This is a genomic window from Deinococcota bacterium (genome assembly GCA_030858465.1).
GTDB lineage: Bacteria > Deinococcota > Deinococci > Deinococcales > Trueperaceae > JALZLY01.
In genome coordinates this window covers 1-25,591 of the sequence record JALZLY010000350.1, presented here as the reverse complement: position 1 = coordinate 25,591, position 25,591 = coordinate 1, and the positions used below count along the sequence as shown (strand labels likewise).

At 65.8% G+C, this 25,591-nt stretch carries 26 protein-coding genes and 3 tRNA genes; 12 read left to right on the top strand and 17 right to left on the bottom strand.

Annotated elements, in window-relative coordinates; translation table 11 throughout:
• Positions 1 to 198: type II toxin-antitoxin system Phd/YefM family antitoxin (locus M3498_17230; GenBank protein MDQ3461010.1), on the top strand; the 198-nt coding region annotated here is incomplete at its 5' end.
• Positions 198 to 434, top strand: coding sequence for a type II toxin-antitoxin system RelE/ParE family toxin (locus tag M3498_17225; protein MDQ3461009.1), 237 nt, complete (start codon positions 198 to 200; stop codon positions 432 to 434). The genes M3498_17230 and M3498_17225, both read left to right, overlap by 1 nt.
• Before the next feature lie 84 nt (positions 435 to 518).
• Here the strand turns inward: M3498_17225 and M3498_17220 are convergent, their stop codons facing one another.
• Positions 519 to 938 carry a cupin domain-containing protein gene (locus tag M3498_17220; protein MDQ3461008.1) on the bottom strand — a complete coding sequence of 140 codons (420 nt, stop codon included), beginning with the start codon at positions 936 to 938 and terminating at the stop codon, positions 519 to 521.
• A 219-nt stretch (positions 939 to 1,157) separates the two neighbouring features.
• Here M3498_17220 and M3498_17215 point away from each other — a divergent pair, with 219 nt between their 5' ends.
• Positions 1,158 to 1,655: a hypothetical protein gene (locus tag M3498_17215; protein ID MDQ3461007.1), complete on the top strand. Its 498-nt coding sequence runs from the start codon at positions 1,158 to 1,160 to the stop codon at positions 1,653 to 1,655.
• Positions 1,656 to 1,829: 174 nt separating this feature from the next.
• Here the strand turns inward: M3498_17215 and M3498_17210 are convergent, their stop codons facing one another.
• The 3 genes from M3498_17210 to M3498_17200 all read right to left on the bottom strand — a co-directional run bounded on the left by M3498_17210 (position 1,830) and on the right by M3498_17200 (position 4,265).
• Positions 1,830 to 2,081: a hypothetical protein gene (locus tag M3498_17210; GenBank protein MDQ3461006.1), complete on the bottom strand. Its 252-nt coding sequence runs from the start codon at positions 2,079 to 2,081 to the stop codon at positions 1,830 to 1,832.
• A 146-nt stretch (positions 2,082 to 2,227) separates the two neighbouring features.
• Positions 2,228 to 3,544: a DEAD/DEAH box helicase gene (locus tag M3498_17205; GenBank protein ID MDQ3461005.1), complete on the bottom strand. Its 1,317-nt coding sequence runs from the start codon at positions 3,542 to 3,544 to the stop codon at positions 2,228 to 2,230.
• A 139-nt stretch (positions 3,545 to 3,683) separates the two neighbouring features.
• On the bottom strand, positions 3,684 to 4,265 hold the full coding sequence (locus M3498_17200; protein ID MDQ3461004.1) for a 3'-5' exonuclease: 582 nt from the start codon (positions 4,263 to 4,265) through the stop codon (positions 3,684 to 3,686).
• 158 nt (positions 4,266 to 4,423) lie between these two features.
• Here M3498_17200 and M3498_17195 point away from each other — a divergent pair, with 158 nt between their 5' ends.
• Positions 4,424 to 5,749, top strand: coding sequence for a nucleotidyltransferase family protein (locus M3498_17195; GenBank protein ID MDQ3461003.1), 1,326 nt, complete (start codon positions 4,424 to 4,426; stop codon positions 5,747 to 5,749).
• A 386-nt stretch (positions 5,750 to 6,135) separates the two neighbouring features.
• On the opposite strand, the gene M3498_17190 is transcribed toward M3498_17195, so the two are convergent.
• The 4 genes from M3498_17190 to M3498_17175 form a co-directional block, all read right to left on the bottom strand.
• Positions 6,136 to 7,107, bottom strand: a complete 972-nt coding sequence (locus tag M3498_17190) for a ferritin-like domain-containing protein (protein ID MDQ3461002.1) — start codon at positions 7,105 to 7,107, stop codon at positions 6,136 to 6,138.
• A gap of 296 nt (positions 7,108 to 7,403) precedes the next feature.
• Complete coding sequence (locus M3498_17185) at positions 7,404 to 8,444, bottom strand: hypothetical protein (GenBank protein ID MDQ3461001.1); 1,041 nt, start codon at positions 8,442 to 8,444, stop codon at positions 7,404 to 7,406.
• An 11-nt stretch (positions 8,445 to 8,455) separates the two neighbouring features.
• Positions 8,456 to 8,926, bottom strand: coding sequence for a lasso peptide biosynthesis B2 protein (locus tag M3498_17180; GenBank protein ID MDQ3461000.1), 471 nt, complete (start codon positions 8,924 to 8,926; stop codon positions 8,456 to 8,458).
• Complete coding sequence (locus M3498_17175) at positions 8,892 to 9,176, bottom strand: PqqD family protein (protein MDQ3460999.1); 285 nt, start codon at positions 9,174 to 9,176, stop codon at positions 8,892 to 8,894. The genes M3498_17180 and M3498_17175 overlap by 35 nt, the downstream gene beginning before the upstream one ends.
• A 238-nt stretch (positions 9,177 to 9,414) precedes the next feature.
• Here M3498_17175 and M3498_17170 point away from each other — a divergent pair, with 238 nt between their 5' ends.
• The 3 genes from M3498_17170 to bshB1 are packed head-to-tail and all read left to right on the top strand — an operon-like array spanning position 9,415 to position 11,122.
• Entirely contained in the window at positions 9,415 to 9,774 is a 360-nt protein-coding gene (locus M3498_17170) for a cytochrome c (protein ID MDQ3460998.1), read from the top strand.
• Positions 9,771 to 10,448 carry a glycerol-3-phosphate 1-O-acyltransferase PlsY gene (gene plsY / locus M3498_17165; protein ID MDQ3460997.1) on the top strand — a complete coding sequence of 226 codons (678 nt, stop codon included), beginning with the start codon at positions 9,771 to 9,773 and terminating at the stop codon, positions 10,446 to 10,448. Before M3498_17170 ends, plsY begins: the two co-directional genes overlap by 4 nt.
• Positions 10,448 to 11,122 carry a bacillithiol biosynthesis deacetylase BshB1 gene (gene bshB1, locus M3498_17160; protein MDQ3460996.1) on the top strand — a complete coding sequence of 225 codons (675 nt, stop codon included), beginning with the start codon at positions 10,448 to 10,450 and terminating at the stop codon, positions 11,120 to 11,122. The genes plsY and bshB1 overlap by 1 nt, the downstream gene beginning before the upstream one ends.
• Positions 11,123 to 11,581: 459 nt before the next feature.
• On the opposite strand, the gene M3498_17155 is transcribed toward bshB1, so the two are convergent.
• From M3498_17155 to M3498_17145, 3 genes are all read right to left on the bottom strand, one after another.
• Positions 11,582 to 11,658, bottom strand: a tRNA-Arg gene (locus tag M3498_17155).
• Positions 11,659 to 11,683: 25 nt separating this feature from the next.
• Positions 11,684 to 11,775: transfer RNA gene (locus M3498_17150), tRNA-Ser, on the bottom strand.
• A gap of 39 nt (positions 11,776 to 11,814) precedes the next feature.
• Positions 11,815 to 11,904 (bottom strand) — tRNA-Ser (locus M3498_17145).
• A gap of 137 nt (positions 11,905 to 12,041) precedes the next feature.
• Between M3498_17145 and M3498_17140 the strand changes: the two genes are divergently transcribed.
• Complete coding sequence (locus M3498_17140; protein ID MDQ3460995.1) at positions 12,042 to 13,646, top strand: iron ABC transporter permease; 1,605 nt, start codon at positions 12,042 to 12,044, stop codon at positions 13,644 to 13,646.
• Positions 13,647 to 13,665: 19 nt separating this feature from the next.
• Here M3498_17140 and M3498_17135 read toward each other — a convergent pair whose 3' ends face one another.
• The 5 genes from M3498_17135 to M3498_17115 all read right to left on the bottom strand — a co-directional run bounded on the left by M3498_17135 (position 13,666) and on the right by M3498_17115 (position 18,353).
• Positions 13,666 to 14,208: an adenine phosphoribosyltransferase gene (locus M3498_17135; GenBank protein ID MDQ3460994.1), complete on the bottom strand. Its 543-nt coding sequence runs from the start codon at positions 14,206 to 14,208 to the stop codon at positions 13,666 to 13,668.
• A 76-nt stretch (positions 14,209 to 14,284) separates the two neighbouring features.
• A complete protein-coding gene (gene purU, locus M3498_17130) occupies positions 14,285 to 15,172 on the bottom strand; it encodes a formyltetrahydrofolate deformylase (protein ID MDQ3460993.1) in 888 nt (295 codons plus the stop codon).
• A gap of 174 nt (positions 15,173 to 15,346) precedes the next feature.
• A complete protein-coding gene (purB, locus tag M3498_17125; GenBank protein MDQ3460992.1) occupies positions 15,347 to 16,651 on the bottom strand; it encodes an adenylosuccinate lyase in 1,305 nt (434 codons plus the stop codon).
• A gap of 78 nt (positions 16,652 to 16,729) precedes the next feature.
• Positions 16,730 to 17,770 (bottom strand): 23S rRNA (adenine(2503)-C(2))-methyltransferase RlmN, encoded by a 1,041-nt coding sequence (gene rlmN / locus M3498_17120; protein ID MDQ3460991.1) that lies wholly within the window; start codon positions 17,768 to 17,770, stop codon positions 16,730 to 16,732.
• A gap of 85 nt (positions 17,771 to 17,855) precedes the next feature.
• Entirely contained in the window at positions 17,856 to 18,353 is a 498-nt protein-coding gene (locus M3498_17115) for a hypothetical protein (GenBank protein MDQ3460990.1), read from the bottom strand.
• Here M3498_17115 and M3498_17110 point away from each other — a divergent pair.
• The 4 genes from M3498_17110 (at position 18,342) to M3498_17095 (ending at position 23,979) form a co-directional block, all read left to right on the top strand.
• Positions 18,342 to 18,536 (top strand): hypothetical protein, encoded by a 195-nt coding sequence (locus M3498_17110; protein ID MDQ3460989.1) that lies wholly within the window; start codon positions 18,342 to 18,344, stop codon positions 18,534 to 18,536. The genes M3498_17115 and M3498_17110 overlap by 12 nt on opposite strands.
• Positions 18,537 to 18,589: 53 nt before the next feature.
• Positions 18,590 to 19,840: a glucose-1-phosphate adenylyltransferase gene (gene glgC, locus M3498_17105; protein MDQ3460988.1), complete on the top strand. Its 1,251-nt coding sequence runs from the start codon at positions 18,590 to 18,592 to the stop codon at positions 19,838 to 19,840.
• A gap of 218 nt (positions 19,841 to 20,058) precedes the next feature.
• The gene (ftsH, locus tag M3498_17100) at positions 20,059 to 22,062 is read left to right on the top strand and encodes an ATP-dependent zinc metalloprotease FtsH (GenBank protein ID MDQ3460987.1); all 2,004 of its coding nucleotides are present in this window, start codon (positions 20,059 to 20,061) and stop codon (positions 22,060 to 22,062) included.
• A 198-nt stretch (positions 22,063 to 22,260) separates the two neighbouring features.
• A complete protein-coding gene (locus tag M3498_17095) occupies positions 22,261 to 23,979 on the top strand; it encodes a PASTA domain-containing protein (GenBank protein MDQ3460986.1) in 1,719 nt (572 codons plus the stop codon).
• On the opposite strand, the gene M3498_17090 is transcribed toward M3498_17095, so the two are convergent.
• Positions 23,976 to 25,223, bottom strand: coding sequence for a TraB/GumN family protein (locus M3498_17090; protein MDQ3460985.1), 1,248 nt, complete (start codon positions 25,221 to 25,223; stop codon positions 23,976 to 23,978). The two genes, M3498_17095 and M3498_17090, sit on opposite strands and share 4 nt — an antisense overlap.
• Positions 25,224 to 25,591: the final 368 nt, after the last annotated feature.

Below are 25,591 nucleotides of genomic sequence, written 5' to 3'. Positions count from 1 at the left end.
CTCAGGCTGATGGAGGAACAAGACCGCTTCAAGGAGCTGAAATTACAGCTCTTGCGCGAGGAAATTCAAAAAGGGCTCGATGATCTGGATAACGGCCGGTACAGCGAATACACCAGTGAAACGCTGTTGGAACTGTTTGAGGACATCAAGAAGCGTGGCCGGGCGAGGCTGGCTGCCAAACAGCAAGATAGTGCCTGATGGCCTCTTTCCAGCTTACCGACGAAGCGCGGGGCGATTTAGATGAAATTTGGGATTATATCGCCGTTGACAGCGCGGTGAGCGCCGACCGCTTGCTGGATCGACTGGAAGAGCAGTTCGACTTGCTGGCCGAGCAGCCGCTGATCGGTCGCGCCCGGGAAGATCTCGCCGCCGGCCTGCGGAGCTTCACCGTGGGAAACTACCTTATTTCTATCGCCACCGGGAAGACGTGGTAGAGATCGTTCTCGTTCTGAACGCTGCTCGAGACGTAGAGGCGATGTTCCGGGGGTCGTGAACGCCAAAACGGTGGCCCGGCCTTATCAGCCTCTTCTCTTTCTGGGGCCGGTGCTGTGAAGCTGGATGACCGTCTCTTCATCCACCCATACGAAGTGGGGATGCTCGATGGGCACGACCACGAAACCCCCGACCGGTACGGCCGTGGTCTGCGTACGGTCGCGTGCCTCACCCATGCCGAAGTTGAAGACGCCTTGGAGGACGGTCACGTGCTCGAGCGCTGGATGATAGTGCGGAGGGATTTCGTATCCTGCCGGGAACCTGAGGCGCAAGGTCAAGGGACCTTCCTCACTGGGATTGCCCTCCAAGAGGATGAACTCCGCACCAGGCGGCAGCGAGCCGGGGCCGGATTGCCACTCGAGCGCGTCCGGCAGCACCAGGATGTGCCCGGGCTCATCTTGTGCCTGTGCGCTGAGGACGCCAAAGAGACCCAGCGCCAGCACCATCAATAGAAGCGTTTTGCCAAAGGTTTTTTGGATAATGCCATGTTCTTTACCACTGCCCTCTGCCATAGTGCTACCCTCCTTTCTACTTTTCTTAGGGCATGAAGATAGGGCATGAAGAAAGGTCGCTCGAGGCAGCCCGTGCGAAAATTCCTAGCAGTCAATCGCCACCTCGAGCATGAGCGATCCTGTCACCAAGAAAGGTCCTGTTAGACTGGGTGCGTGCAGAGACTGAGCGCCGTTCCCGCCGCCGACCGCCTCGAGCTGTTCACCGTGACTCCCTGCCGCCCCTTGCGCGACGCCAGGGAGGCGGTTGGCTACGCGATCGCGCGCTTTCACGAGAGCTGGAGCCGCTACCGCACGGTGACGCCGACGCTCTATCTGGTCGGCGACGACGCGCCGGGCCTGTTCGTGACCCTCGGGCGGCTGCGCAAGAGGTATGGCCTCAGTTGGGATACGACTCAAGCCGTCGTGGAGGCGTTCGAGGGGCAAAGGGAGGTGCGCGGCTTCATCGTCGCGGCGAGCGGGGTCGGCGGCGACCCTTTGACTCCGCTCTTTACCCTGCAAGGACACGACCTGGGCGAGCGCCACCACGGCGCGCTCGACCTGACGCTCCTCACGCCCTTCGAGCAAGGTTTTGCTACGGAACTCGAACTCGAGGCCGGCGTCTGGCAGGAGCGCTGGGCAGAAGCCGCGGCCACTGCGAAGCTGCCGGGCTGACACGGCCGGGGGCTTGTGTCATGAATCCACCCCACGGCTCGAGCCAGATCAGGTATAGTCTTTGAGGCGCTTCGTTAGTAACGCAAGAAAAGCCAGAAAGCAGGCGCTAACCATACCTGCTCAACACGCCGGAAGCTTCCGGCGTGTTTTTTGAGGTTTTTCTACAGGGTTTTTCTATGAGGCGCGTTCCACGCGGGCGAAGACCGCCACGCGCCTGGGCAGGTCTACCTCGACCTGCCAGCCTTTGAACCGGCACCAGGACAGGAGCTGCCGCTCGGTTTCTTCGTAGAGCGTCACGCCGTTGTCGAGTTGGTTGCGGTTGGCGTGGTTGGAAAATATCTCCTCGAGCATCTGCAGGGACACTTCAGCCCGACCCCTTTTGGCGAGGTGCGTCGTGAGGTGATCTTCCAGCATGTCTTTTGTCATCCTTGGCTCCTCGCTGCCCGGAGATCAGGGCGCTTGCCCAAACCTCGCGCCGAGTCCCGAGCGGGGTCGGTTACCCAGCCTGCGCTAGGCGGTTTCCTGAAACGGAGAGGCCGCCCAAAGCTCAAGGTAAGCGGCCGCTAGCCCAGCTAACGCTTGGGGCGTGTGGCGCGCCGGTTGGCCGTGCCGGGCCCGCCGCGGCCACCGGGGCGCCGGCCTCCGCTCCCATACGCCTGCCCCGCCTGGTTGCTCGAGCGGTTGCTCGAGTGCTCCCTGTCGCCGTTTCGTCCGCTCCCCGGCGGGCGGGCGCCGTACGGCCGCGCACCGCCGCTCGGCGCAGTGTCGGCCTCGTAGACGAAATCCTCTACCTTGACGCGCTCGAGCCGCGCGCCGAGCGAGCGTTCGATGGCGTGGACGATCTTCTCGTCCTCCTGGGTGACGAAGGTGAAGGCCTCGCCGCTCCTGAGCGCGCGTCCCGTCCGGCCGATGCGGTGGGTATAGGCCTCGGGGGTGGTGGGTACGTCGTAGTTGATGACGTGCGAGACACGCGTCACGTCGATGCCGCGCGCGGCGATGTCGGTGGCGACCAGGATGTGATAGCTCCCGTCGCGAAAGCCGTCCAAGGCCTGCTGGCGCTTGTTCTGCGAGAGGTTGCCCTGCAAGGAGGCGACGAAGAAGTTGTCCTTGTCGAGCTGCTGCGCGAGGCGCTTGGCGCCGTGCTTGGTGCGGGTGAAGACCAGGACGCTGCGAGGGTCGTGCTTGCGCAAGAGGTGCTTGAGCATCGCGGTCTTCTGCCCACGCCCGACCGGGTAGAGGGCGTGGGCGACGGTTTCGGCGGGCGCGGCCCTGCCGATCTCCACCGTGACTGGGTCCTTTAGAATGCTCCCGGCGAGGTGGCGGAGGTCGCTCGGCATGGTGGCCGAGAAGAGCAGCCGCTGCGCCCCCGCCGGGACGCGCTTCATGATGGCGCGGATGGCGGGCAAGAAGCCCATGTCGAACATGTGATCGGCCTCGTCGAGGACGAGCACTTCTAAGCTCGACAGCTTGCCGTTGCCCTGCTCGAGGTGGTCCAGGAGGCGCCCGGGACAGGCCACGATGATCTCGGCCCCGCCGCGCAGGGCGCGGATCTGGGGGGTCATGCCCACGCCGCCGTAGACGGTGGCGCTGCGCAGATCGGTGCCTCGCCCGAGGGTGTTGATCTCCCCGTGGATCTGCTCGGCGAGCTCGCGGGTCGGCGCCACGATGAGCGCGCGAATGCGCCCCCGGGGCCCGTCCAGGAGGCGGTGCAGGAGCGGCAGGACGAAGGCGGCCGTCTTGCCGGTGCCGGTCTGCGCTAAGCCCAGGATGTCGCGGCCCTCCAAAGCGGCCGGGATGGCCTGCTCTTGGATGGGCGTGGGGAGGGTGTAGCCTGCGGCCTTTACGCCGGCGCCGACGCGGGGGTGGAGCTTGAACTGTTCAAATGTCATAAGAATCCTTCCTGGCTAAGCTTCAGCCAAGTCGCACGCTTTGACTGAGTTGTGATAGCAAGAGTTGTAGTGTACACCGGAAAGAGCGGTGACCAAGGTATCCGGCGTGGCGGCGGAGGTTAGCAGAGGTCAGCAGAGGTCAACCGTCTCGAGCCGTGGTACACTTGCGGAGAACCTCGAGCACGAAGTGCACGTCGCCCAGAGCCCGGTGGCTGCGGTGCCTTTCGAGGAGGTGCTCCAGCCCCTCGGCTTTGACGGCCCGGTGCAGGCCGCTGCGCTTGCTCCCTTTGAGCCGCGCGTACATGCGCATGGCACAGGCGAAGAGGATGCTCGGGTGAGTCAGGCCCCAGCCCGCGCTGGTCGCCTCGAGCATGCGCGCGTCGAAGGGCGCGTTCCAGGCCAAGACCGTGGCGCGGTCCGTCAGCCGCCTCAGTTCAGGGAGGACGTCGGGCCAGTTCGGCTGATCGTCGAGCATGTCCAAGCTGACGCCGTGGACCCGCTGGGCATAGGGGTTCATGCGCCGCGCGCGCGGGCGCACGAGCGTGTCGAGGAGGATCTCGCCGCGCGTGTCGATGACGCTCACCTCGATCACCTCGGCCTGCGAGAGGCCGGTGGTCTCGGTGTCCAAGATGAGCACGTCGTCGCGCTCCAAGAGGCTCGAGAGAGCCGCGCACAGCCTCTCCTCGAATTTCGCGGGGGCAGGCGCGGTAGGGAGGATCACGGCGGCAGTATACCGCGTGGCGTCACCTGCCGCCAATGAGATTTCAGGCTTGCCCTTGTTCCGACTCTGCCGGCCTATCACTGCCGGCCTATTACCGCCGGCCTATTGCTGCCGGCCTGTACCGAGGACATACTGGTGCTGAGACGTATACTGGCAAGGTGCCAAGAGGAGAGGTAAGGTCCAGCGCCGAGGTCGAAGCGCTCGAGCGCTTCTTGCTGGAGGGCGACTTGCCGGACGCGGACGTTCTTCGCAGGGGTAGGCTGGCGGGCTACGCCTATAGCCGCCTCGAGCCCGGACATCCGCTGAGGGGCGAGCTCGAGGCGGACTTCGTGCTGGCGACCGCCCAGCACCTGGCGGTGAGGGCCGAGGTCTTGCCGCTGCTGCGGGCCTGGCAGGAGGCGGGCGTCGAGGTGCTGGTTTTCAAAGGCTTCTATCTGGCGGAGTTCGTCTACGAGGCGCCGGCAGAGCGCTTCTACAGCGACGTCGACATCCTCATGCGGCCCGAAGCGTCACATGCGGCGTCGCGCCTCGCGCAGAGACTGGGCTGGCTCGAGAGCTGGCACGAGGAGGGCTCCAGCACGCTTCACGGCCACCGCGCGGCCAGGCAGCGAGAGCACGAGCTGATGCACCTGGACAGCACCAGGGTGAGGCTGCGCTTAGACGTCCATCAGCGCATCCTCCACAACAGGTTGCCCTGGACCAGGGTGCAGGAGCGTTTTACCCACGAGGCCTGGGCCGCCTCGGAGGAGGTGACCTGGGAGAGCACGGCCTTCCGCGCGCTGAAGCCGGCCGACGCGCTGCTCATCGGGCTGGTCTTGAACCGCGCCTGGTCGGGTGACGACTGGCACCTCAGACCGCACGACCTGCTCGACTTCAGGGCCCTGGTCGGGCGCTGCGCTCTGACGGAGGACGCCCTCGGGCGGCGGGCGCGGGCGCTGGGTTGCCGGCGCACCCTCGAGCTCTTCTTGAGGCGTTGCAATGCCTTTGAGGGACGGCTCAGCCTGCGCCCGCCCAGCCGCGGCGAGCGGCGGCGCTGGAACCTGGCCGTCATCCCCGAGCGGGGCCACCCCGGCCTCGAGAAAGGGATCAATGTCGCCCTGCGCGCGCCCGGCACGGCCCTGGACATGCTCCGCGAACTGCCGGGGGTCTTGCGCCTCCTGGCCTCTTCGCGCCATCAGGACCTGCTCGAGCTGGCCGCCAGCCCCGAGCGGGTCAACGCCATGGCGCCGGTTGTGACGCCGAGGACGGTCTCCTATGAGGCGTGGCGGTCGGTCCAGCGCGGGGTGCGCCGCGACCTGGCCCTGCTCGGCAGACGGCCGAGACCCGGCAGCCCGCTGCTGACCTTGGCTCTGTTTTTCGCCTTGCGCAGGCGCGGCTGTCCGGTGCTGTTTTGCAGCGATGGGGCGGGAAAGCTGCGCGTTTGGCTCGAGCTGGACGGCAAGCCCTTAGAGGACCGAAGCAAACCGCAGGACGAGGCGCCGTAATCCTCCGGGCAAGAGACAGCGCCAACGGCGCATGCCGAGCAAAACTCAGAAGTCAAACGCCAGGAGAAGGAGCTCGCCCTCCTGACCCCCGAATCCCAACAGCAAGGGCCTCCTGGAGACATCCAGGAGGCCCTTGCGCTCAAGCTGTCGCTTAGGGTGTGAAGGCGAACTTGGTGAGGTCTCTGAGCCGCCCGAATCTCTTGAGTTGGGGCTTCGCGTAGGTTTTTTTCATGTCTCTGTTGCCTCCGGTTCGTTGTTCTTAGAACTAACTCGTGGTTCATGCTCGACCGTCTTCACATCGCGGTTTCGAGCGGGGTCCGCGGCTGCCCGCGGTCCCATACGCGCCGTCCCGAGCTTGAACGTGCGTTCAAACCCGTTGGAAACGTTTAGCCCGAGGTCAGCGCTAGGAGATCGCCGAACTCGCCGTTGACGCCGTCGGGGAAGAAGCCGCCGGGCGTGCCCGAGAGGGTGGTGTCCAGGTAGACGATGTTCAAGACCTCGAGCGGGGTGCGGGCGAAGGCCAAGGCATTCTCGTCGGTGGGGGTGATGTTGGCGGTGGTGCCGAAGGGGTTGTCGTGGGTAACGGCCTGGTCCTTGCCGCCGCCGAGCGAGCCGCGCGCGGCCGAGATGGCGTTGGCGGTCGCGAGGATGCTGCCGCCGCGGTTGAAGATCACGTTGCGAATGTCACCGGCGTGATAGCCCTCGACCAGACCGACACTGACGGCGTCGGCCAGGATGCTCCTGCTGGTGATGAAAGGAGCCGCACCGTTATAGGCCGTTACGCCCACGTCCTCGAAAATGAAGGCGCCCAGAATGAAGCTATCGGCGTCGGCAAAGGCGTCGAAGCCCGCGCCCAGGCCCGCGGCCTGACCGGCCAGGTCAAAGGCGTTGGTGAAGTCGATGGTGGGGCGAGCAGCCGCACCGTCTTGGAGGAGGTTCCGCAGGTAGACGACGTGAGCTTCCTCGTCGAGCGCGATCTCCTCGGCGTTCTGAAAGTCCCTCATGCGGGAGAAGTCGACCTGTCTGCCGCCGATGACATTACCGAGCGCGCCGACGCCGGTGACGCCTACGCCCCTGTCCTCGAGGCCGACGCCGAAGACGCCGCGCAGGTAGTACTCGGCCTCCAGGTACTCGAGGTTGAGCGCCAGGTTGCCGATCTGCACGTCTACGTTGGTGCTGGGGCCTTCGGGGGGAAGATCCTCTTGAAGGGGGTTGGGGTCGGCGACGGGCACTGGCTGCGCGCTGGTGCCGCAGGCGGTGAGCAGGGCACCGGCGCCCAGAACGCCCATATTGGCGAGCATCTGGCGACGGTTTAGTTTGGCGGTGGCTTTGGCTTGCAGAAGTTTTTGCAGGTCCACGATTCCTCCTTGGCCCGGACAGGGTGGCTCCTTGCCGGGTGAACGAGAGACGTAAGGGTTTACTTGGCGTTCAGAGAGTCACCTCCCAAGCCGGGCATAAGGACCCGTGGAGTCACAAAATAGTAAAGTCGCCCAAGTTCGACCATCAGCTTAATCCCTTTCATCCGACATTATATTTCCCTCATCAAGCAAGATACACACTTAACCCACAGTTGGATGTCGGGCTCTTGGATGTGGGCGCTGCGATGTCGGGTGGCGGCGTCCAGGCGAAGCTTCGAGGTCGCCTGTAAAGGCTCCTACTCGAGCAGTTCTCTCAGCATCTCGGGGACGGCGCCGAAGTCCCGGCCCGTCTCGAGGCGGTAGAGCGCGCTCCGGCCGACCAGCGCCGCCAGCGCGCTCAGGTGCGCCTGCGAGGAGGGGGCGTCGGTGAGGAGCACGTTGGGAGCGAGCTCGAGCAGGGCCTCCTCGGCTTGCATGGGCGCGAGCGCCGTCTCAGCGCGGTGGGCGACACGGGGAAAGACGAGCGCGCCCGGCGCGCACTCGGCGACAAGGCTCACGGCGTAGAGCTCTTCCGGCCAGAACTGCCGCTTGGGCTGCTTGGCTGATCTGGGCCGGCTCAGGAGCGGCCGCAGTTCGGGAAAGAAGCCGGCGGTCTCGTCCGTCACGTCGACCTCGTCGGGGAATGCCTGCACCGTAAGCTCTTCTGGGCCCTCCGATAGGCCCTCTCGGGGGCTCAAGAAGAGCCTGTCGTCGCCCATGAAGCCGAAGCCCGCCCGCAAGAGCGCCAAACTCAAGGTGGACTTGCCGGCGCCGCTCATGCCCGCCAGCAACAGACCCCGGCCGCCCAGCGAGAGGCCCGCCGCGTGCAGGCTGTAGCGCCCCCGGCGCTTCATGAGCTCGACAAAGGCGACGGTGAAGAGCGGGTGCGACAAGACCCACAGGTCGGCCAGCTCGCTCTCCAGGATGGACACCTCGGCCCGCCCGTGGGCGGGCTCGCAGAGCAGCCTCGCCCGCTCGCCGTCGCTGAGGTAGAGCCTGTCGTCCTCGAGGTAGATTGCCTCGCCCCTGGGAAAGTCGAAGAGCGGCCGTGACCGCCCGCTCGGGCGCGCCAGCCGGTGTTCCTGCGGGCGCAAGACGGTGTGGCAGGTGAAGGCGAGGTCGGCGGGGGGCTGGGTGCTTGCCGGGGAGGACCCAGAGGAGCCCGCTACCGCGAAGTAGCGCAGCCTCGAGTGGAGCGCCGCTAAGATCTCCGGGCGGTCGGCGGATATGGTGACGCTCAGGCCGTGAACGTGGTAGTGGCGGGTCCGCACGCCCTCGCTCGAAGTGCCCTCGCTCAAAACGCCCTCGCTCAAGGGGCGGCCCGAGGCGGAAAGCTGTAGTATTCGGCGAAGGTCGGCCGGGGGTCGCGTCCCTCCAAGAAGGGCTCGCCCTCCCGCACCAGCCAGCAGTGCCCCTCGACCTCGCCCTCGGGTTTGCCCATGCCAAAGGCGAGCGCGACCTCCAGGCCGGCTCGCCTCAGAAAGTAGAAGAGGGTGAGGCCGCGGGTGAGACAGCCGCGCCTGACCAGCGGCCGGCCCCGGCGGATGACGGCGTCGACGTAGCGCACGATTTTATCCGCACCGTCCGGGTCCAGGGTGTCCGGGGCGGGAGCGCGCCCCTCGAGCAGGGCGAGGAGAGTGGGCAGCTTGAGCCTGAGCAGGAGGGGCACGGCGGCGGCAAAGAGGAAGATGTGGACGAGCAGCAGAAGGTCGCCCGGCCCGCGCAGCTCCCTAAGCCACGACTCGCTAATCCTGATCCTGGACGGCCACCAGCTCCGCACGGGCCAGCTCCTCTAAAATCTCCAGCACGTCCGCCTCGACGGCGCCGCCTTGCGCGTCGTACTCCTCGGCGACGGCCGCCGCCACCGCCGCTACGCTGCGGGTGCCGTCGCAGAGGTCCCACACCCTGCCGCCGACCTCGTTGAGCCCGTAGCACTCGCCGTCGTCTAAGTTCACCAGGACCAGGGTGCCCGCGGTCTCCTGTTTGATCACCTTGTCGCGGTGCCTGGGACGGCTCTCGAGTCTGATCATCTGTCGCTCGGCCTCCTTAGGGTTTGAAAACCATCACGCTGAAAACCATCATGTCAAGTCATACCACAGGTCTCAGCAAACGGATTGCAGGCTTCCCGGCATTGCTCGGCTGGGCCTGCGCTGAGCGGCCAGGGCGCCCGGCGGGGCAAGAAGATAACGTACAATCAGGCGTATGACCTGGCTCTGCTCGTACTATACTACCGCGACCTCGACCCTGCCCTTGCGGGAGCCGTGAGGAATGCTTAGCAGGCTTTCTCGGCGGCTTGGCCTGACGCTCGTCTTGCTGGCGGCGCTTGCCGCTTGCCGCGCCGACCGCGAGACGCAGGCGGAGAGCTTCGCCGCCGCGCGTGAGGCGCAGCCGGCGGGTCACGCGCTCTTCTTGCGGCACTGCGCCGGCTGCCACGGCGTGGCGGCCGGGGGCGGCGTCGGCCTCCGCTTGCTCGCCAACCCCCGCCTAGGGGACGGCGACTACGTCTTGGGCGTGATCGCGGGCGGCCGCCGCGCCATGCCCGCCTTCGGCAACGTCCTGACCGAGGAGGAGATAGCGGCCACCACGCGCTTCGTCCAGGCCCTCGAGGCTGCGGGTGGGCCGGAGTGAGCTACCCCTTCGTCTTCGCGCTCTCGCTCGCGCTCGGCTACCTCATCGGCAGCATCCCCACGGGCTACCTGGTCGCCAGGATCAAGGGCGTCGACATCCAGCAGTACGGCTCGGGCAACATCGGCGCGACCAACGTCATGCGCGCGTTGGGCACCTTCTGGGGCGTCCTGGTGCTCGTCCTCGATCCCCTCAAGGGCGCGCTGGCGGTGTGGCTGGCGCTGTTTCTCTTCGCCTTGGGTCCCTGGGGTGTCGCCTTGACGGGCCTGGCCGTGGTGCTCGGCAACAACTTCAACGTCTTCTTGCGTCTCCGGGGCGGCAAGGGCATCGCCACCAGCATCGGCGCCTTTGCCGTCATCGAGCCCATCGTCACCCTGGTCGCCGTCATCATCGGCGTCTTCGTGATCGCCATGGGGCGCTACGTGTCCCTGGGCACCCTGACGGGCATGATCAGCGTGCCGCTCATCCTCTTCGTCGGCCACTGGCATCCCGCCAACCTCTTTTTGGGCACCGCGATGGCGCTCCTGGCACTCTTTCGCCACCGCGACAACTTGGAGCGCCTGGCCAGGGGCGTCGAGCGCCGGCTGGGGGAAAGCAAGACCTCGGCGGAGACGGGGCCGTCAGAGGAGATGAGGAGGCCCGCGGAGACGGAGCCGCTGGAAGGGGAAAGGACCTGATGCTCGACTTTCTGGTGATCGGACCGCATCCCGACGACGCCGAGCTGGGCATGGGCGGCAGCCTGGCTCGAGCAGCCGCCGAAGGCCGCCGCACCGGCATCATCGACCTGAGCCGGGGTGAGGCCGCCACCAAGGGCACGCCCGAGCTGCGCGCCCAAGAGGCCGAGGCGGCGGCTAGGATCTTGGGCCTCGAGCTGCGCCGCAACATGGACTGGCCCGACTCGCGCATCATGGACACGGTGGACCGAAGGCTGCAACTGGGCCGCGTCCTGCGCGAGCTGCGGCCCAAGGTGGTGGCCGCGCCGCACATGAACGACCGCCACCCCGATCACGTGGCCGCCGCTCGCATCGTCCCCGCCGCCGTCCACCTCGCCGGCCTCAAGAACAGCCCCCTGGACGGCGAGCCCTTCAAGCCGCTGCGCTTTTTCTACTACATGGGCAACGGCCCCTTCGAGGCCAGTTTGGTCATCGAGGTGAGCCCGTACATGGACATCTGGGAGGCGGCGGTCCGTTCTTACGCGAGCCAGTTCAGCGGCCCGCCGGCGTCCGAGACGGTAACGCCGGATATCTTTGTCCGCAGGCGCGGCCGGGCCGCCTACTGGGGCGCCTTTATCGGCGTCAACTACGGCGAGCCGCTGTGGTCGCCGGTGCCGATCCCCTACTCGCCGTTCTAGGCGCGCGCGACGGATCTGCGGCGCCCCTACCTTTCGGTTGAGGGTCACGTCCCGCACTCATTAGTTTCGTAATTTTGGGGATGTAAGAAGTAGAACTCACCGTTCGCTCAATTCCAAACCCACTTCTCAGAATTGAGTCCGCTCAGTCCACAGTTCACTCATTTGAAGGCGACTTATGAGCAATATTGACAAACTTTCGTGCTACAGCATCCATAAAACTGATAAAGCAGAAGGTTGGGAACATTGTTTTGCGAATGATGTGTCATTAACTCGAACAGCAATTGACTCTGGATTTAGGGGTGAATTAGCGTGCAGAACGCGAATGTGGCAGTTTTGGGACATTTTTGTGAAGTCAGAAAAATTTGAGCGAACGGTGAGCTATAGGCACACAAACGAAAGAAGCGGCCGTTTTGCCTTGCTTGGCCGCTTCTTCTTTTACCGTCCCTGACAGGTTTTCTGTGGTGCGCCCGAGAAGATTCGAACTCCTGGCCTTCTGATCCGTAGTCAGACGCTCTATCCAGCTGAGCTACGGGCGCATGGTGCGTCTCGCCGGGGCGGGAATGGCGGAGAGGGAGAGATTCGAACTCTCGGTCCAGCTTTCGCCAGACGCAGTCTTAGCAGGACTGTGGTTTAAACCGCTCACCCACCTCTCCAAGACCGTCTTTGCTGACCGCTGTTGCCGAGCATCCTCGTGGCGGAGGGTGAGGGATTCGAACCCCCGGTAAGGTCGCCCCTACTACAGTTTTCAAGACTGTCGCCTTCAACCGCTCGGCCAACCCTCCGGTCAGCGCGTTTGTGAGTATACAGAGTTTCAGGGGTCTCTGTCAACGATTTTTGAGCGCGCTTAAATTTGACAACTTTGGTCGGAAATGCATACGATGCTTTTGTTGCCTGGCGTGTTGCCCCTGGCAATCCGACGATGCTCACGAAACAAGCCCGCCTCTCTTCCAGACGACCCAAGTGGCCTCCTCTCATCCTGCTGCTGCCGGGAGTCTGTGTGGCGGCGGCCGTGCTCTTGCCGCTCGTCTACCTCGTCTTGCGCTCGGTGGAGGCGGGGCCGGGCATCTGGACCTTCATCTTGCGGCCCAGAACCGTGGAGGTGCTGTGGCGGACGCTGCTGCTGGCGACCAGCGTCACCACCGTCAGCCTGCTCCTTGCGCTGCCGGTCGCCTGGCTCACCCTGCGCACCGATCTGCCGCTCAGGCGCTTCTGGTTCGTGCTCTGCCTCTTGCCCCTGGTGATTCCTAGCTATGTGGGCGCGTTTGCGATGGTCTCGGCCTTTGCTCAGGGCGGCTTGGTCTCCTCTTGGCTGTCGTCGTGGCTGAACGTGAGCTTGCCCAGCGTCTACGGCTTTTGGGGCGCGCTCATCGTGCTCACGCTCTTCAACTACCCTTACATGCTGCTCGCTGTCCGGGCGGGCCTGCGCGGGCTCGACCCCAGCCTCGAGGAGGCCGCCCGGAGCCTGGGCAGAACCTCGTGGCAGACCTTTTTTCAGGTCACCCTGCCGCACCTGCGCCCGGCCATCGCGGCGGGCGCGCTGCTCGTCTCGCTCTATGTCCTTTCGGACTTCGGCGCCGTCTCGATGCTCCGCTACGACTCCTTTACCCGCGCCATCTACGTGCAGTACGAAAACTCCTTCAACCGTGCGAACGCCGCCGTGCTCGGCCTCATGCTCGTCTCGCTGACCGGCGTGGTGCTGTTGGTGGACGCGCTCGTCCGGGGCCGGGCGCGGCTCGACCGGGTGGGTTCGGGCGCGGCGCGGCGCGCCCCCAGACTCAAGCTCCGGGGCTGGACGCTGCCCGCGCTCTTGTTTTTGGGTCTGCTGGTCACGCTCGCGCTGGTCGCGCCGCTCAGCGTGATCGCCCTCTGGCTGTGGCGCGGTATGGCGAGCAGCCAGAGTGTCCAGCTGGACTGGCTGGCGGTCTGGAATACCTTTAGCGTGTCCCTGCTGACCGCCGCGGTGGCGACCCTGGCGGCCGTGCCCGTCGCCGTCCTGGCGGTGCGCTTCCCATCGCGCCTGAGCGCGCTCCTGGAGCGCTTCTCCTACCTGGGCTACGCGCTGCCGGGCATCGTGGTGGCCCTGTCGCTGGTCTTTTTCGGGGCGCGTTACGCCCCCTGGCTCTACCAGAGCATCGCCATGCTGGTCTTCGGCTACACGGTGCTCTTCATCCCCCAGGCCGTCGGCACCATCCGGGCTACGCTGTTGCAGATCAACCCGCACCTCGAGGAGGCCGCCCGCAGCCTCGGCCGCTCGCCCGCAGCCACGCTTCTAGAGGTCACCCTACCGCTCGTCAGACCCGGCCTGATCACCGGCGCGGCGCTCGTCTTTTTGACCACCATGAAGGAGCTTCCCGCCACCCTGCTGCTGGGGCCGACGGGCTTCAATACCTTGGCGACGCGGACCTGGTCCTGGTCGGTCGAAGCCTTTTTCGCCCAGGCCGCGCCCTACGCGCTCTTGCTGGTGCTCGTCTCGTCGGTATCGGTGGCCATCCTGCTCTCGCAAGAGGATCTCGGCGATACCTAAAGCAAGGCTCGCCCTTTGCCTAGACGCCGTCCTCAGCGGCGTAGAGTGGCAGGTGCCCGAGCGCGATCACGTCGTCCCGTTCGTCGCCTTCGGTGAATACCGTCAAGGTGGCCGCCACGACGCCGCCGACTTCGGTGAGGAGTTCCGACAGGCTCTTGAGCGTGCCGCCAGTCGAAACCACGTCGTCGATGATGGCGACCTTCTTGCCCTTGATGACCTCGATGTCGTGGCCGTCCAAGACGAGGTCCTGCGGCTTTCCAGTGGTTATCGAAAGCACGGTCTTCTTGACCGGGTTCACCATGTAGGGCTTCTCGGTTTTGCGGGCTACCACGTAGGGAATGCCGGTGCGGACGCTCATGGCGTGGGCCAGGGGCACCGCCTTGACCTCCGGCGTCACCATGACGGCGACGCCCTCGGGCAGCTTGGCGACGAGTTCGTCGGCGGCGGCCTCGGTGAGGGCGGTGTCGCCCAGAAGGTTTAAAAGCGCCACCGACACCGCGCCGACGTTGACGACCGGCAGCTCGCGCTGAATGTTGGCAATCCGGATGGGATGGGTTTTCACAAGGCTCACTCCCTAGCGGCAATTCCCGCCACTCTACCAGACCCGTCATCCCCGAAAACGACGGCTGAAGACGGGCTCAGAAGACGACGGTCTTGTTGCCGAAGACGAGCACGCGGTCATCTAGGTGCGCGGCCACCGCCCGCGCCAAGACCGCCCGCTCGGTGTCGCGGCCGACCCGGATGAGGTCACCCACCGAGTAGCGGTGCGACACGCGGGTCACGTCCTGCTCGATGATGGGACCTTCGTCGAGGGCGTCGGTGACGTAGTGAGCGGTCGCGCCGATCAGCTTGACGCCGCGCTCGTAGGCGTGCTTGTAAGGGTTGGCGCCGACAAAGGCGGGCAAAAAGGAGTGGTGGATGTTGATGATGCGCCCCGGATAGCGGGCCACGAAGGCGGGCGAGAGGATCTGCATGTAGCGTGCCAGGACCACGAGGTCCACGCCTTCCTCGAGCCTCTCGAGCACCCTCCGCTCCTGCGCCCCCCTACCCGCTTCGCGGGGCACTTTGTCACCGTCCACGGGCAGGTGGTGGTAAGAGAGCCCAAAGGACTCGGTGAGCTCCCGGAGGTCGTCGTGGTTGGAGAGGACGAAAGGGATCTCGACCTGGTAGTCGCCGCTGCGCCAGCGGTAGAGAAGCTCCAAGAGGCAGTGGTCGTATCTGGAAACGAGAACCGCCATGCGCTTGACCCTGTCGGCGTAGGCGACGCGCCAGCTCATATCGAAAGGCCGGGCGACGACGGCGCCAAAGGCCCGCTCGAACTGCGGACGGCTGAGGTCCAGGCCCTCGAGATAAAAGACCATGCGCATAAAGAAGGTGCCGCCGGTCGGGTCGGTCGAGTGCTGGCTCGAGTCGAGCACGTTGGCCCCGTGGGAGTAGAGAAACTGCGAGACGGCCGCGACGATGCCGGGCCGGTCGGGACAGGAGATGAGCAACCTTGCGGTGTTGGTCGAATGATCAGGTGCCACGACAAAAGAGCATAAGGCAAAAGCTCTGACATTGAAACTCCCCCCCTTAAAAGTAAGGCTCCAAAAAAGCAAGGCTCCAATGCCTATGCTTTAGCCGGAGATCCCCGCTTATCCCATCTCCTTCCGGTTGAGAGGCTGCTCGAGGGAGGAGCCGGGCGGGTGAGTCATCTCCGGCTAGAGGCCGAAGCGGCTGTAGATCTCATCGACATGGCGCAGATACCAGCTCACGTCGAAGGCCGCCCCCAACTCCTCTTCGCTGAGCACATTGTCAGGGTCTTGGCGAACGAGGTCTCTTAGCGGCGTCTGCGTCTCCCAGGCGAGCAGGCTGTTTCGCTGCACCAGTTCATAAGCCTGCTCGCGCATCATGCCCTTGCCCAAGAGCTTGTGCAGGACGCGCTGCGAGAAGATGAGGCCGCGCAGGGCGGCCAAGTTGTTTTGCATGGCCTCGGGATAGACCACGAGCGCTTCGACCACCCCGGTCAGGCGGCGGGTGGCGTAGCTCGCCAGGGTGGTGGTGTCGGGCAGGATGACCCGCTCGACCGAGGAGTGGCTGATGTCGCGCTCGTGCCAGAGGGCGACGTTCTCCAAAGCGGCCTGGAGATTGCTGCGCATGAGCCGGACGATGCCGGAGATGTTCTCGGTGGCGATGGGGTTCTTCTTGTGAGGCATGGAGGATGAGCCGGTCTGACCCGCTCCAAAACCTTCCTGCGCCTCGCGGACCTCGCTGCGCTGCAGGTGGCGGATCTCGAGGGCGATACGCTCCAAGCTGGTGCCGAGGATCGCCAGGGCGCTCAGGACTTCGGCATGACGGTCTCTGGCGACGGTCTGGTTGGTGACGGGGTCGGGCTCGAGCCCCAGCCTCTCGCCCACCTGCCGTTCGATCTCGGGCGGCAGGTGGGCGTAGGTGCCGACCGAACCCGACAGCATAACCACGCTTATCGACTCGCGCGCGCGCTCCAGCCTCTCCAGGTCGCGCTTTAGCGCCGCGTAGAAGTTGAGGAACTTGAGCCCGAAGGTCATCGGCTCGGCGTGGACGCCGTGGGTGCGGCCGATACAGGGCGTGTGCTTGTACTGGACCGCCCTTTCCTTGACCGCCGCGGCCAGAGCGCGCACGTCCGCCGAGATGAGCCCCAAGGCGCGGCGCAAGACGAGATTCTGCGCCGAGTCCACCACGTCGGTGCTGGTCAGACCCAGGTGGATGTAGCGCGCCTCCTCACCGACGCGCTCCGTAAGCGCGCGGGTAAAGGCGACGATGTCATGGCGGGTCTCCGCCTCGAGCTCGCGGACGCGCTCGGCAAAGGCCTCGTCGAGGGGTCGGGCCTCGAGCGAGGAGCGAATCCTCGCCGCCGTGCCCGGGGGCACCTCGCCGAGGCCCTCCCAGGCCCCGGTGGCGGCCAGTTCGATGTCGAGCCAGACCCGGTAACGGTTCGCTTCGCTCCACAGCGTGTTCATTTCGGGGGTGCTGTAGCGGTCGATCATGGCGGCAAGCTACCACAGGCGGCGCGCAGCTCGCGCGCAGCCTTGGCGCTCCCTTGGCGCTCGCGGTGGCAAACCCGACTAGGCGGGCGCCGCCCCCTGAGCCGGACGCGACAAGGCCAGCTGGCCGCAGGCCGCCCCGGCGTCGCGGCCGCGGCTGAAGCGCACCGAGACCGACAGGCCCCGCGCCTCGAGGGCACGCTGAAAGGCCAGGGTCTTGGCGTTCTCGCTGCCGGAAAAGGGCGCGCCGTCCCAGGGGTTAAAGGGGATCAGGTTGACGTGCGAGATGAGGCCCCCCAGTCTCTCAGCCAGCTCCTCGGCCTGCCAGAGCGCGTCGTTGACGCCTTTGAGCATGGTGTACTCGATGGTGACGCGGCGGCCGGTCGCGCTCGTCCAGTCGCGCAAGGAAGCGACGATGTCGTCGATTGAGTGGGCGTGGGCGGTGGGGATTATTTTGCGGCGCGTCTCCTCGTCGGGCGCGTGCAGGCTCACCGCCAGGACCAGGCCGAGCCCCTCCCCGGCCAGCTTGCGGATGCGCGCCGGCAGGCCCACCGTCGACAGGGTGATGCGGCGCGGCGACATGTCAAGGCCGTCCGGGTGGATCATGCCGCGAATGGCCGCGAGCGCGTTGTCGTAGTTTAAGAGCGCCTCGCCCATGCCCATCAGGACGACGTTGCGGATCTCGCGCGGGGCAATCCCCTCGGCCACGGCCACGGTGAGGATCTGGTCGATGATCTCGGCGCGGCTCAGGTTGCGACCGAAGCCCATCGCCCCCGTCGCGCAAAAGGCGCAGGCCGCCGGGCAACCGACCATCGACGAGATGCAGATGGTTTTCCGGCCCCTGTAGGGCATGTAGACGGCCTCGGTCTGTTTGCCGTCGTGCAGGGTAAAGAGGTACTTGACCGAGCCGTCCCTGGAGACGAAGCGCTCATACGAGGCCATCACGCCGAGGCTGTAGGTCGCCTCCAACTCCCGGCGCCAGGCCAAGGGCAGGTTGACCATTTCGCCGAAGGAGCGCGCGCCCCGGTAGAGCCAGCTCAGGAGCTGCTGGCGGCGGTAGCCTTCGCCGCTCGCCGGCAGGGGCAACTGGAAGGGCTCGAGGTCCAAGAGGCTCGGTTTCACAGGGTCACTTTATCACGAGGGGTCAAAGAACTGGGTTGCCCTGGGGCGGGTTGCCCTGGGATGGGCTGCTATGGGGTGAGTTCAGCTAATCCGCCACCACGAAAATCGGTAGCCCCTCGCGCAAACTCTCGACCTCGTCCCGGAGACGGGTGAAGCTCTCGGCGTCTAGGTAGCTCGCCGAGGCGCGCAACAGGCCCAGGTAGTAGCGGGCGACGAGCGTTTGCTGCTCGTCACTCAAGGCGGCGCACTCGAGTGGAGTGAGGAGTTCCTCGAGAAAGCCGCCCTCGGACTCGAGAGCGCGGTGACCGCCCTGCACGATCACCCTGCGCAGGAAGTCGATGCTCTCGCTGGGGTTATGCCAAAAGCCGAAGTTGAGCTCGTCGGTGAGCCTGTCGACCCGGCGCAGGCCCTCGCGGTAGTCGCCCGCCCTGACCAGCTCGCGGGCGAGGTGCTGGCGCTCGAGGCGCTTGGCAGCGTAAGAGGGCAGCGACAAGTAGCCCGGCAGAGGCCCTTCGCGGCCGACGAGCGCACGCAGGCGGTAGGCCAAGACGTAGTCCTGATACTCCAAGAGATGTTCTCGCATAAGACCAGCTCAGTCTACGGGCTCGAGCGGGCGGGGTGTAGGCGACGCCTTACGCTTGCGACGCCCGGCGGCAAGTCCGGCCTGCTGGGCCGAACCCCGCTCGAGGTCGGCTGCGCCCGTGGACGCTCACAGCTCGAGGAGGGCAAACCCGAAGAAGCCGGGTGGGCTATAGTTGGGATATGATAGGGCATAAACGTTCGTAGGGGCAGCAAGCGGCTTAGGAGGTTTTCTCGGCTATGACAAATCCTAAAGTGCTGGGCATGGTGTTAGCGGGCGGCAAGGGCACGCGTCTGAATCCCCTCACCCTGAAGCGCACCAAGCCCGCGGTGCCCTTTGGCGCCAAGTACCGCATCATCGACTTCGCCCTGAACAACATGCTCAACTCGAAGATCTACGGCATCTACGTCCTGACCCAGTTCAAGGCGCAGTCCCTGACCGAGCACATCCAGCGCTACTGGCGCTTCGGCTCGTTCTTGCACGACTACTTCATTACCCTGGCGCCCGCGCAGATGTACCTCTACGAGGAACTCGGCAGCGAGTGGTATAGGGGCACCGCCGACGCCATCTACCAGAACATCCACCTCATCGACAACAGCAAGGCCGACGTGGTGGCAATCTTCAGCGGCGACCACATCTACAAGATGGACATCTCTCACATGATCAAGGGGCACGTCGAGACGGGCGCGGAGGTGAGCATCGCCGCCTATCCCACCCGACTCGAGGACGCCGCCTACCGCTTCGGCGTCATCCAGGTCGACAGGGGCTTTCGGGTCACCGAGTTCCAGGAGAAGCCCGAGCATCCCAAGCCCATCCCGGGGCGCGAAACGCACGCCCTGGCCTCGATGGGCAACTACGTCTTCGATACCGACTGTCTCTATAAGCTCTTGGAGCGCGACGCCGCCGTCAAGATCTCCGAGCACGACTTCGGCAAGAACGTCCTGCCGATGGCGCTGGCGGAGGGTTACAAGATACAGGCCTACGACTTCGCCGAAAACCCCATCCCCGGCCAGGAGGGGCCCAACACCTACTGGCGCGACGTGGGCACCATCGACTCCTACTTCGAGGCGAACATGGACCTCATCGCCCTCAAGCCGGAGTTCGACCTCTACAACAAGGACTGGCCGCTGCGCACCGCCAACACCTACTCCGCGCCCAGCAAGTTCGTCCACGAGAGTCCGGACCGCAAGGGCCAGGCCTTCAACTCCCTGATCGCCGGCGACGTGATCGTCTCCGGCGCGACGGTGCGCGAGTCGCTGTTGGCGCGGCGGGTGAGGGTCAACTCCTACAGCCTGGTCGAGCGCGCGGTCGTCTTCGAGGACTGCGAGATCGGCCGGGGCTGCGTGGTTCGCAACGCCATCGTCGACAAGAACGTGTGCGTGCCCAACGGCGTTCGCATCGGCGTCGATCACGACGAGGACCGCGCTCGAGGCCTCACGGTGACGGAAACGGGCATCGTGGTGGTGCCCAAGAGTTACAAGTTTCAGTAGGACTAGGGACAAGTATCCAACCCCCAGCCCCCAGCCCAGTTTGGTCCTTTGGCTTACAGCCCGCCCTCACCTGAAAATGCTACTATCGCGCTACTGAGCGAGTTTCTTCAGCGCTGGTCACGAAACGGTCAAGCCACAGTGCCCACCGGAGTGCCAGCCAGCCGAAGGCTCGAGAAACGACGGTCTCACTGCTCATAACGGCCGTACAGGAGGCGCTGTTGAAACGTTCGTTTAATCCCTGGCTCTTGGTGATGGTCATCATCTTAGGCTTTTTCATCTTCCAGAACCTGAGTCAGACCGGCCCCGGCCGCAGCATTCCCTACTCGCAGTTCCTCGAGTTCGTCGAGACGGGCCAGGTGGAGTCGGTGGTCATCCAGGGCCGCAACATCCAGGGCGATTTGCGGGCCGAAACCCAGGTGGACATCGCCGGCACCTTGGAGACCATCCGCAGTTTCAGGACGGTGAGCGCCGAGAGCGGCCTTCCCGACACGACGCTGATCCCGCTGCTGCGCGACAACAACGTGGTCATCGAGAACCGGCCCCCCTCGCCCTGGGGCGGCATCGCCTTGGCGTTCTTGCCCATCCTGCTCTTGCTGGGGGTGTTCTGGTTCTTCTTCATGCGCGCCCAGGGCGGCCCCAACCAGGTCATGCAGTTCGGCCAGTCCAAGGCCAAGACCTACGGCCGCGAGAACAAGGTCAAAACCACCTTTGACGATGTGGCCGGCCACGAAGAGGCCAAGCAGGAGCTCATCGAGGTGGTGGACTTTCTCAAGAACCCGCAGAAGTACCTGCGCATCGGCGCCGAGATCCCCAAGGGCGTCTTGCTCGTCGGCCCGCCCGGCACCGGCAAGACGCTGTTGGCGCGCGCCGTGGCCGGCGAAGCGGGCGTGCCCTTCTTGACCGTGAGCGCGTCGGAGTTCATGGAGATGTTCGTGGGCGTCGGCGCCAGCCGCGTGCGCAATCTCTTCGAGGAGGCGCGCAAGAGCTCGCCGGCCATCATCTTCATCGACGAACTCGACTCGATCGGGCGGCGGCGCGGCGCGGGCATCGGCGGCGGCCACGACGAGCGCGAGCAGACCCTGAACCAGATCCTCAGCGAGATGGACGGCTTCGAGAAGGACACCTCGGTCATCATCATCGCCGCCACCAACCGCCCGGACGTTTTGGACTCGGCCTTGCTGCGCCCCGGCCGCTTCGACCGCCAGGTGACCATCGGCCTGCCCACCCAAAAGGAGCGCCTGCACATCCTCCAGGTCCATACCCGCAACAAGCCGGTCGCCGACGACGTGGACTTGGAGCGTTTGGCCAGCGCCACGCCGATGTTCTCGGGCGCGGACCTAGAAAACCTCGCCAACGAGGCGGCCTTGGTGGCGGCCCGGACCGGCAAGCAGATAATCTCCTGGCTGGACTTCAACGAGGCTTTGGACCGCATCATCCTGGGCCTGCGCCGCGGCAGCCTGGTACCGAGCCCCGAGGAGCGGCGCATCACCGCCTATCACGAGGCCGGCCACGCCGTCGCCTACGTCGCGCAGCCCGAACTCGGCCGGGCGCGCAAGGTCACCATCATGCCGCGGGGCGGCGCGGGCGGCTTTATGGCGCCGCTGTCCAAGGAGCGCATGTACTACAACATAGACCTCTTCAAACAGCAGCTCATGGTGGCCTTTGCCGGCCGCGTGGCCGAGAAGAGGCTGACCGGCACCATCTCGTCGGGGGCGGCCAGCGACCTCAAGCAGGCCACCGACATCGCCAAGCAGATGGTCTTCGACTTCGGCATGGGCGGCGAGGAGTTCATCGCCTGGGGCTCGGACTCGGGGCCGGTCTTCCTGGGCGGCGAGATCAGCCGCCGCAAGGATTTCAGCGAGACGACCGCGCGCCAGCTCGAGGAGGAGGTGAACAAGATCCTCGCCAGCGCCTACGAGGAAACGCGCAGGCTTGTCGACGATACCTGGGTGGCGGTGACGGCGGTCGCCGAGGCACTGCTCGTCCAGGAAACGCTGGACGGCCTGTGGCTCGAAAAGGCCTTCGAGAAGGCGCAAGAGGGCGTGAGCGCCGAGGCGATCACCGAGTTCATCTTGAGAGAAGCCCGGGCCGCCGAGGAAAAGATCGAGGAGGCCTCGCGTCGCGCCGCCGAGGAGGCCGAGGCCAAGCGCCGTCGCAGCGCCGACCTGGAACGCCACAAGCCGGCGCCGCAGCCGCAGCCGGCTCATAAGGGCTCGAACTAGCCGACCAGCAGGACTGAGAGCCGAGGGGATTTTATTTCCCTCGGTGGTCACCAGACCCCCCGCTAGTGCTTGGGGTCACTTGTACGGGCACTAGCCCGCCCCTAGTGGGGCAAGTACACAGACCCGCCGCTAGTGCGGCTGCAAGTGCGGGTACTACAGTTCTCAGCCCTTTTCACCCAGTCCTTGTATCATGATCTCGTGTCGTTACTGGACGGAAAATACGAGATCATCTCCCAGCGGCTCGTCGACGACACCCAGACGCTGTTCGAGGCGACCGCGCCCGACGGCAGCGCCGTCACCGTCGTGTGGTACGACTTCGCCACGGGCGAGCTCGAGTGGACCTTTCAGGCGTACCGCCAGACCCTGCGCGCGCTTAAAAGCCGCGGGCTAGCGGCGGTCTTGGACCTCGTCTCGCGGCCAGGCGCCCACTACGTCGCCTGGCGGCGACCTCCGCCCGGCAAGCCGGTCGCGCCGGGGGGTTGCGCGAGCGTGCTCGAGGCCCTTCGATCGCTCGGCCTCGAGCCCTCCCAAGCCGACATAAGGCTGAACCCGGAGGGCAAGCCGCAGGTCTACGGCCTGGCCTTCAACGAGAACTTGCCCACCAGCCAGCCGGGCCTGCCCGCCTTGGGGCCCGCCGGTCCAGCACCCGTCACCGTCCGGCGGCCGCTGCTGGATCGCGCGCGCCTCGCGCCCTGGGCCCTCGGCCTGGTGCTCGGCGTCCTAGGGTTGGGCCTCTTCTACTTGAGCTTCTGGCTGCGGGCGGACAACAGCCTGGTGGTGGTGCCGCCGCTCCTGGGTCAGCAGGTGAACGCCGCCGCTCGTGAACTCCACGCGCTCGGCCTGGCCGTACAGGCGGAGGTTACGCCCTCGTCGTCGCAGGAAGCGGGCCAGGTGGTCGGCCTCGAGCCTGTTGCCGGCACCCAGCTGAGAAGGGGGCGCGCGGTGACCCTGCGCTACGCCCTGCCGCCGGGAAGCCTCACCGAGGAGGTGGTGCCGGAGCTGCGCGGCCGGCTCCTCGACGGCGGCGAGATCGTCGGGCTCTTGGGCGAGCGGCTCGAGCTCGGCGAGATCGCCCGCATCGCCGCGGACGTTGCGCGGGGCACGGTCTTGGCCCAGTCTCCCCCCGCGGGCAGCCGCGTTCCCTCGGGCGGCGCCGTGAACGTCTTAGTGAGCGACGGCCCGCGCGAGCCGCTCACCTTCTTGCCCGAACTGCGCGGCCTGCCCGTGGAGGAGGCGCTCGAGCTGGCTCGCTTGGCGGGCCTCGGCGAAGAGCGCGTTACTCTGGCCTACCTGACGGGCGCGCCGGGCGCCCAGGGCACCGTACTGGACCAGAGCCTGCCGCCCTTTTTGCCGGTGTCGCGCGACCTGGCGGTCTTGCGGCTCACCGTCGCGGGCAGCCCGGCGCCGCGCCTGGGCGAGAGTACCTTGCCTGATCTCTGGACCATGAGCCGCGAGGACGCCGAGCACGCCATCCAAGAGGCGGGCTTCCAGGTAGGCAGGGTCCAGGAGGTTCAGGTCGCCTCGCTGCCCTCGGGCGTGGTCGTCCAGAACCCGGGCGCGGGCGCGCTGCCCGGCGAGAGCGGAGGCGTCGAAACAGGCGTGGAGCTGACGGTCAATATCCGGCCGGTGGCGGTGACGGTGGAGCCCAGCGTCGAAGTACGTGAGCCGCCGCCCTGCGAGTTTCCCTACCGCTTCGCGCTCGAGAGCGGCATCGCAGACGGCGAGGTCGTCGTCATCGCGCAGATTCGCGACGGCAACCCGCAGCGCCTCAGGCGGCTCCGGGCCGGGGGGGGCGAGGTCGTCGAAGGGCTGTGGACGATCACCGACGCCGGCCCCGTCACCTTCGGCCTTACCTTCAACGGGATTCCTTACGGCGAACCTACGACCACAACTTGCCGCCCCGCAACCGCGGGCTAGACGTTGATGAGTCGCTCGACGATGCGGAAGCCGCCCAGATAGGTGCCGAGCGCCGAGCCGAGGGTGGCGAGGACGAAGACGAGCAAGGTTCGCGCCACCCGGTTGCGCCACCAGCCGCGGGCTTCGGTCACGTCCTGGCGCAGCCGCTTGAAGTCGCCGACGCGGGGCCGCCTCAGCCACAGTTCGATGCCGGCCGCCACGAAGCCGGCGCCGATGAGCGGATTGAGGGAGGTGAAGGGCGCCGCGATAAAGACGCCCAAGATGGTGAGCGGGTGCGCGGTGGCCAGGAGCGCGCCGAGCGCCGCCAGGCCGCCGTTGATCAGGAACCAGTCGCCGAGCAGCCGCAGGCCCAACTCGGGGCTGCGCGAGAAGCCGACGGCAAAACCCAAGAGGACCAGCAGGGCGATGAGCCAGGGCAGGGCGCGCAGCCAGGCGGGGCTGGGCGGCACGCGCTCGAGCCTCTCGCGCGTCCTGGCGGGGTCTTCCTGGGCAGGCTCTTCCAGGTGCCCGGCCAGCCCCTTGAGATGCCCCGCGCCGATGACCACCAGGACGTTCTGGTAGGGCGTCGCCGTCTCTTGGCCCATTCTCTTTGCAGTCTCCTCGCGTAACCGCGCCGCCATGTAACGGTCGCGCTCGGCGATGAGCGGGATGTAGATACTCTCGGCGTTCTCCGCGAACTCGGCGAAGGTCGCCTCGAGTACGTCACCCTCCTTGAGCTTTTCGATCTCGGCCTCGCTCACGCTCTCGCGGCTGATGACGCTGCCCAAGAGACCGGCCACCAGGGTCATGCGCTGCCACCAGGGCACGCTGCGGTAGACGCGCTTCAAGGTCACGCCGATCTCGCGGTCGATGAGCAGGAGAGGCAGCTCGCGCGCTCCCGCGGCTTCGGTGGCGCGGCGCATCTCCTCACCGGGACGGACGCCTAGCTGATCGGCGAGGCGCTGCTGAAAGGCCGACAAGGCCAGGCTGGCCGCGACCATGACCGCCTTGCCCTCACGGATGACCTGAAAAAGATCCATCTCCGCCCAGCGCTCGGGTTGGGTCAAGGCGGCGTGGCGGCTTTGGCAGAGCTCGACCGCCACCGCGTCGTAATCGCCGCTTTTGATCAGGCGCTCGACCTCGTCGGCGCTCGCCCTCGACACGTGCGCGGTGCCGAGCAGGGTGTAACGGGTCTCGCCCTCTTGCACAACGCGCACGGGTTGCTGAGCGGCTGGGCTCGAGGCGGCTGGGGGCGTGATGGTCATTTCAGAGAGTGTACCAGTTGACACTCCCCGCCGGGTAGCCGGGTGAGCCTTACGGCTCTCCCAGCCCCCTAAGAACCGCTCGGGCGGTAGGGTAGGCCGCCAGCGAGTTACTCTTACGAGCACTTTTCCAACGGCCCCCCTCCGAACTGGCCATGAGTCTTTCGATGCCCGCTTCGCAGGGCACTTTCTCAGCGCAGCTCTCCAGTAATCTCAACGTGACCTTGTCTCACCCGACTTTCCGCCCCCCTCTGCGAGATTTAGGAATTTTCATTTCTCGTCCCTGACGGGTAAATTTCATTTCCCTGTTAAGGCGAATAATCTCGAGGCAAGTTCGTTGGGAAGCCAAGCCATTTTTTCTGAGGCCGTAG

Bases quoted from the DNA above. Each gene is read 5' to 3' on its own strand.
- M3498_17205 (MDQ3461005.1), bottom strand. From the start codon at position 3,544: ATGACATTTGAACAGTTCAAGCTCCACCCCCGCGTCGGCGCCGGCGTA.
- M3498_17115 (MDQ3460990.1), bottom strand. From the start codon at position 18,353: ATGCGAGAACATCTCTTGGAGTATCAGGACTACGTCTTGGCCTACCGC.
- M3498_17175 (MDQ3460999.1), bottom strand. From the start codon at position 9,176: ATGATCAGACTCGAGAGCCGTCCCAGGCACCGCGACAAGGTGATCAAA.
- glgC (MDQ3460988.1), top strand. From the start codon at position 18,590: ATGACAAATCCTAAAGTGCTGGGCATGGTGTTAGCGGGCGGCAAGGGC.
- purB (MDQ3460992.1), bottom strand. From the start codon at position 16,651: ATGATCGACCGCTACAGCACCCCCGAAATGAACACGCTGTGGAGCGAA.
- M3498_17090 (MDQ3460985.1), bottom strand. From the start codon at position 25,223: ATGACCATCACGCCCCCAGCCGCCTCGAGCCCAGCCGCTCAGCAACCC.
- M3498_17210 (MDQ3461006.1), bottom strand. From the start codon at position 2,081: ATGACAAAAGACATGCTGGAAGATCACCTCACGACGCACCTCGCCAAA.
- M3498_17170 (MDQ3460998.1), top strand. From the start codon at position 9,415: ATGCTTAGCAGGCTTTCTCGGCGGCTTGGCCTGACGCTCGTCTTGCTG.
- bshB1 (MDQ3460996.1), top strand. From the start codon at position 10,448: ATGCTCGACTTTCTGGTGATCGGACCGCATCCCGACGACGCCGAGCTG.
- M3498_17110 (MDQ3460989.1), top strand. From the start codon at position 18,342: ATGTTCTCGCATAAGACCAGCTCAGTCTACGGGCTCGAGCGGGCGGGG.
- M3498_17140 (MDQ3460995.1), top strand. From the start codon at position 12,042: ATGCTCACGAAACAAGCCCGCCTCTCTTCCAGACGACCCAAGTGGCCT.
- M3498_17225 (MDQ3461009.1), top strand. From the start codon at position 198: ATGGCCTCTTTCCAGCTTACCGACGAAGCGCGGGGCGATTTAGATGAA.
- M3498_17220 (MDQ3461008.1), bottom strand. From the start codon at position 938: ATGGTGCTGGCGCTGGGTCTCTTTGGCGTCCTCAGCGCACAGGCACAA.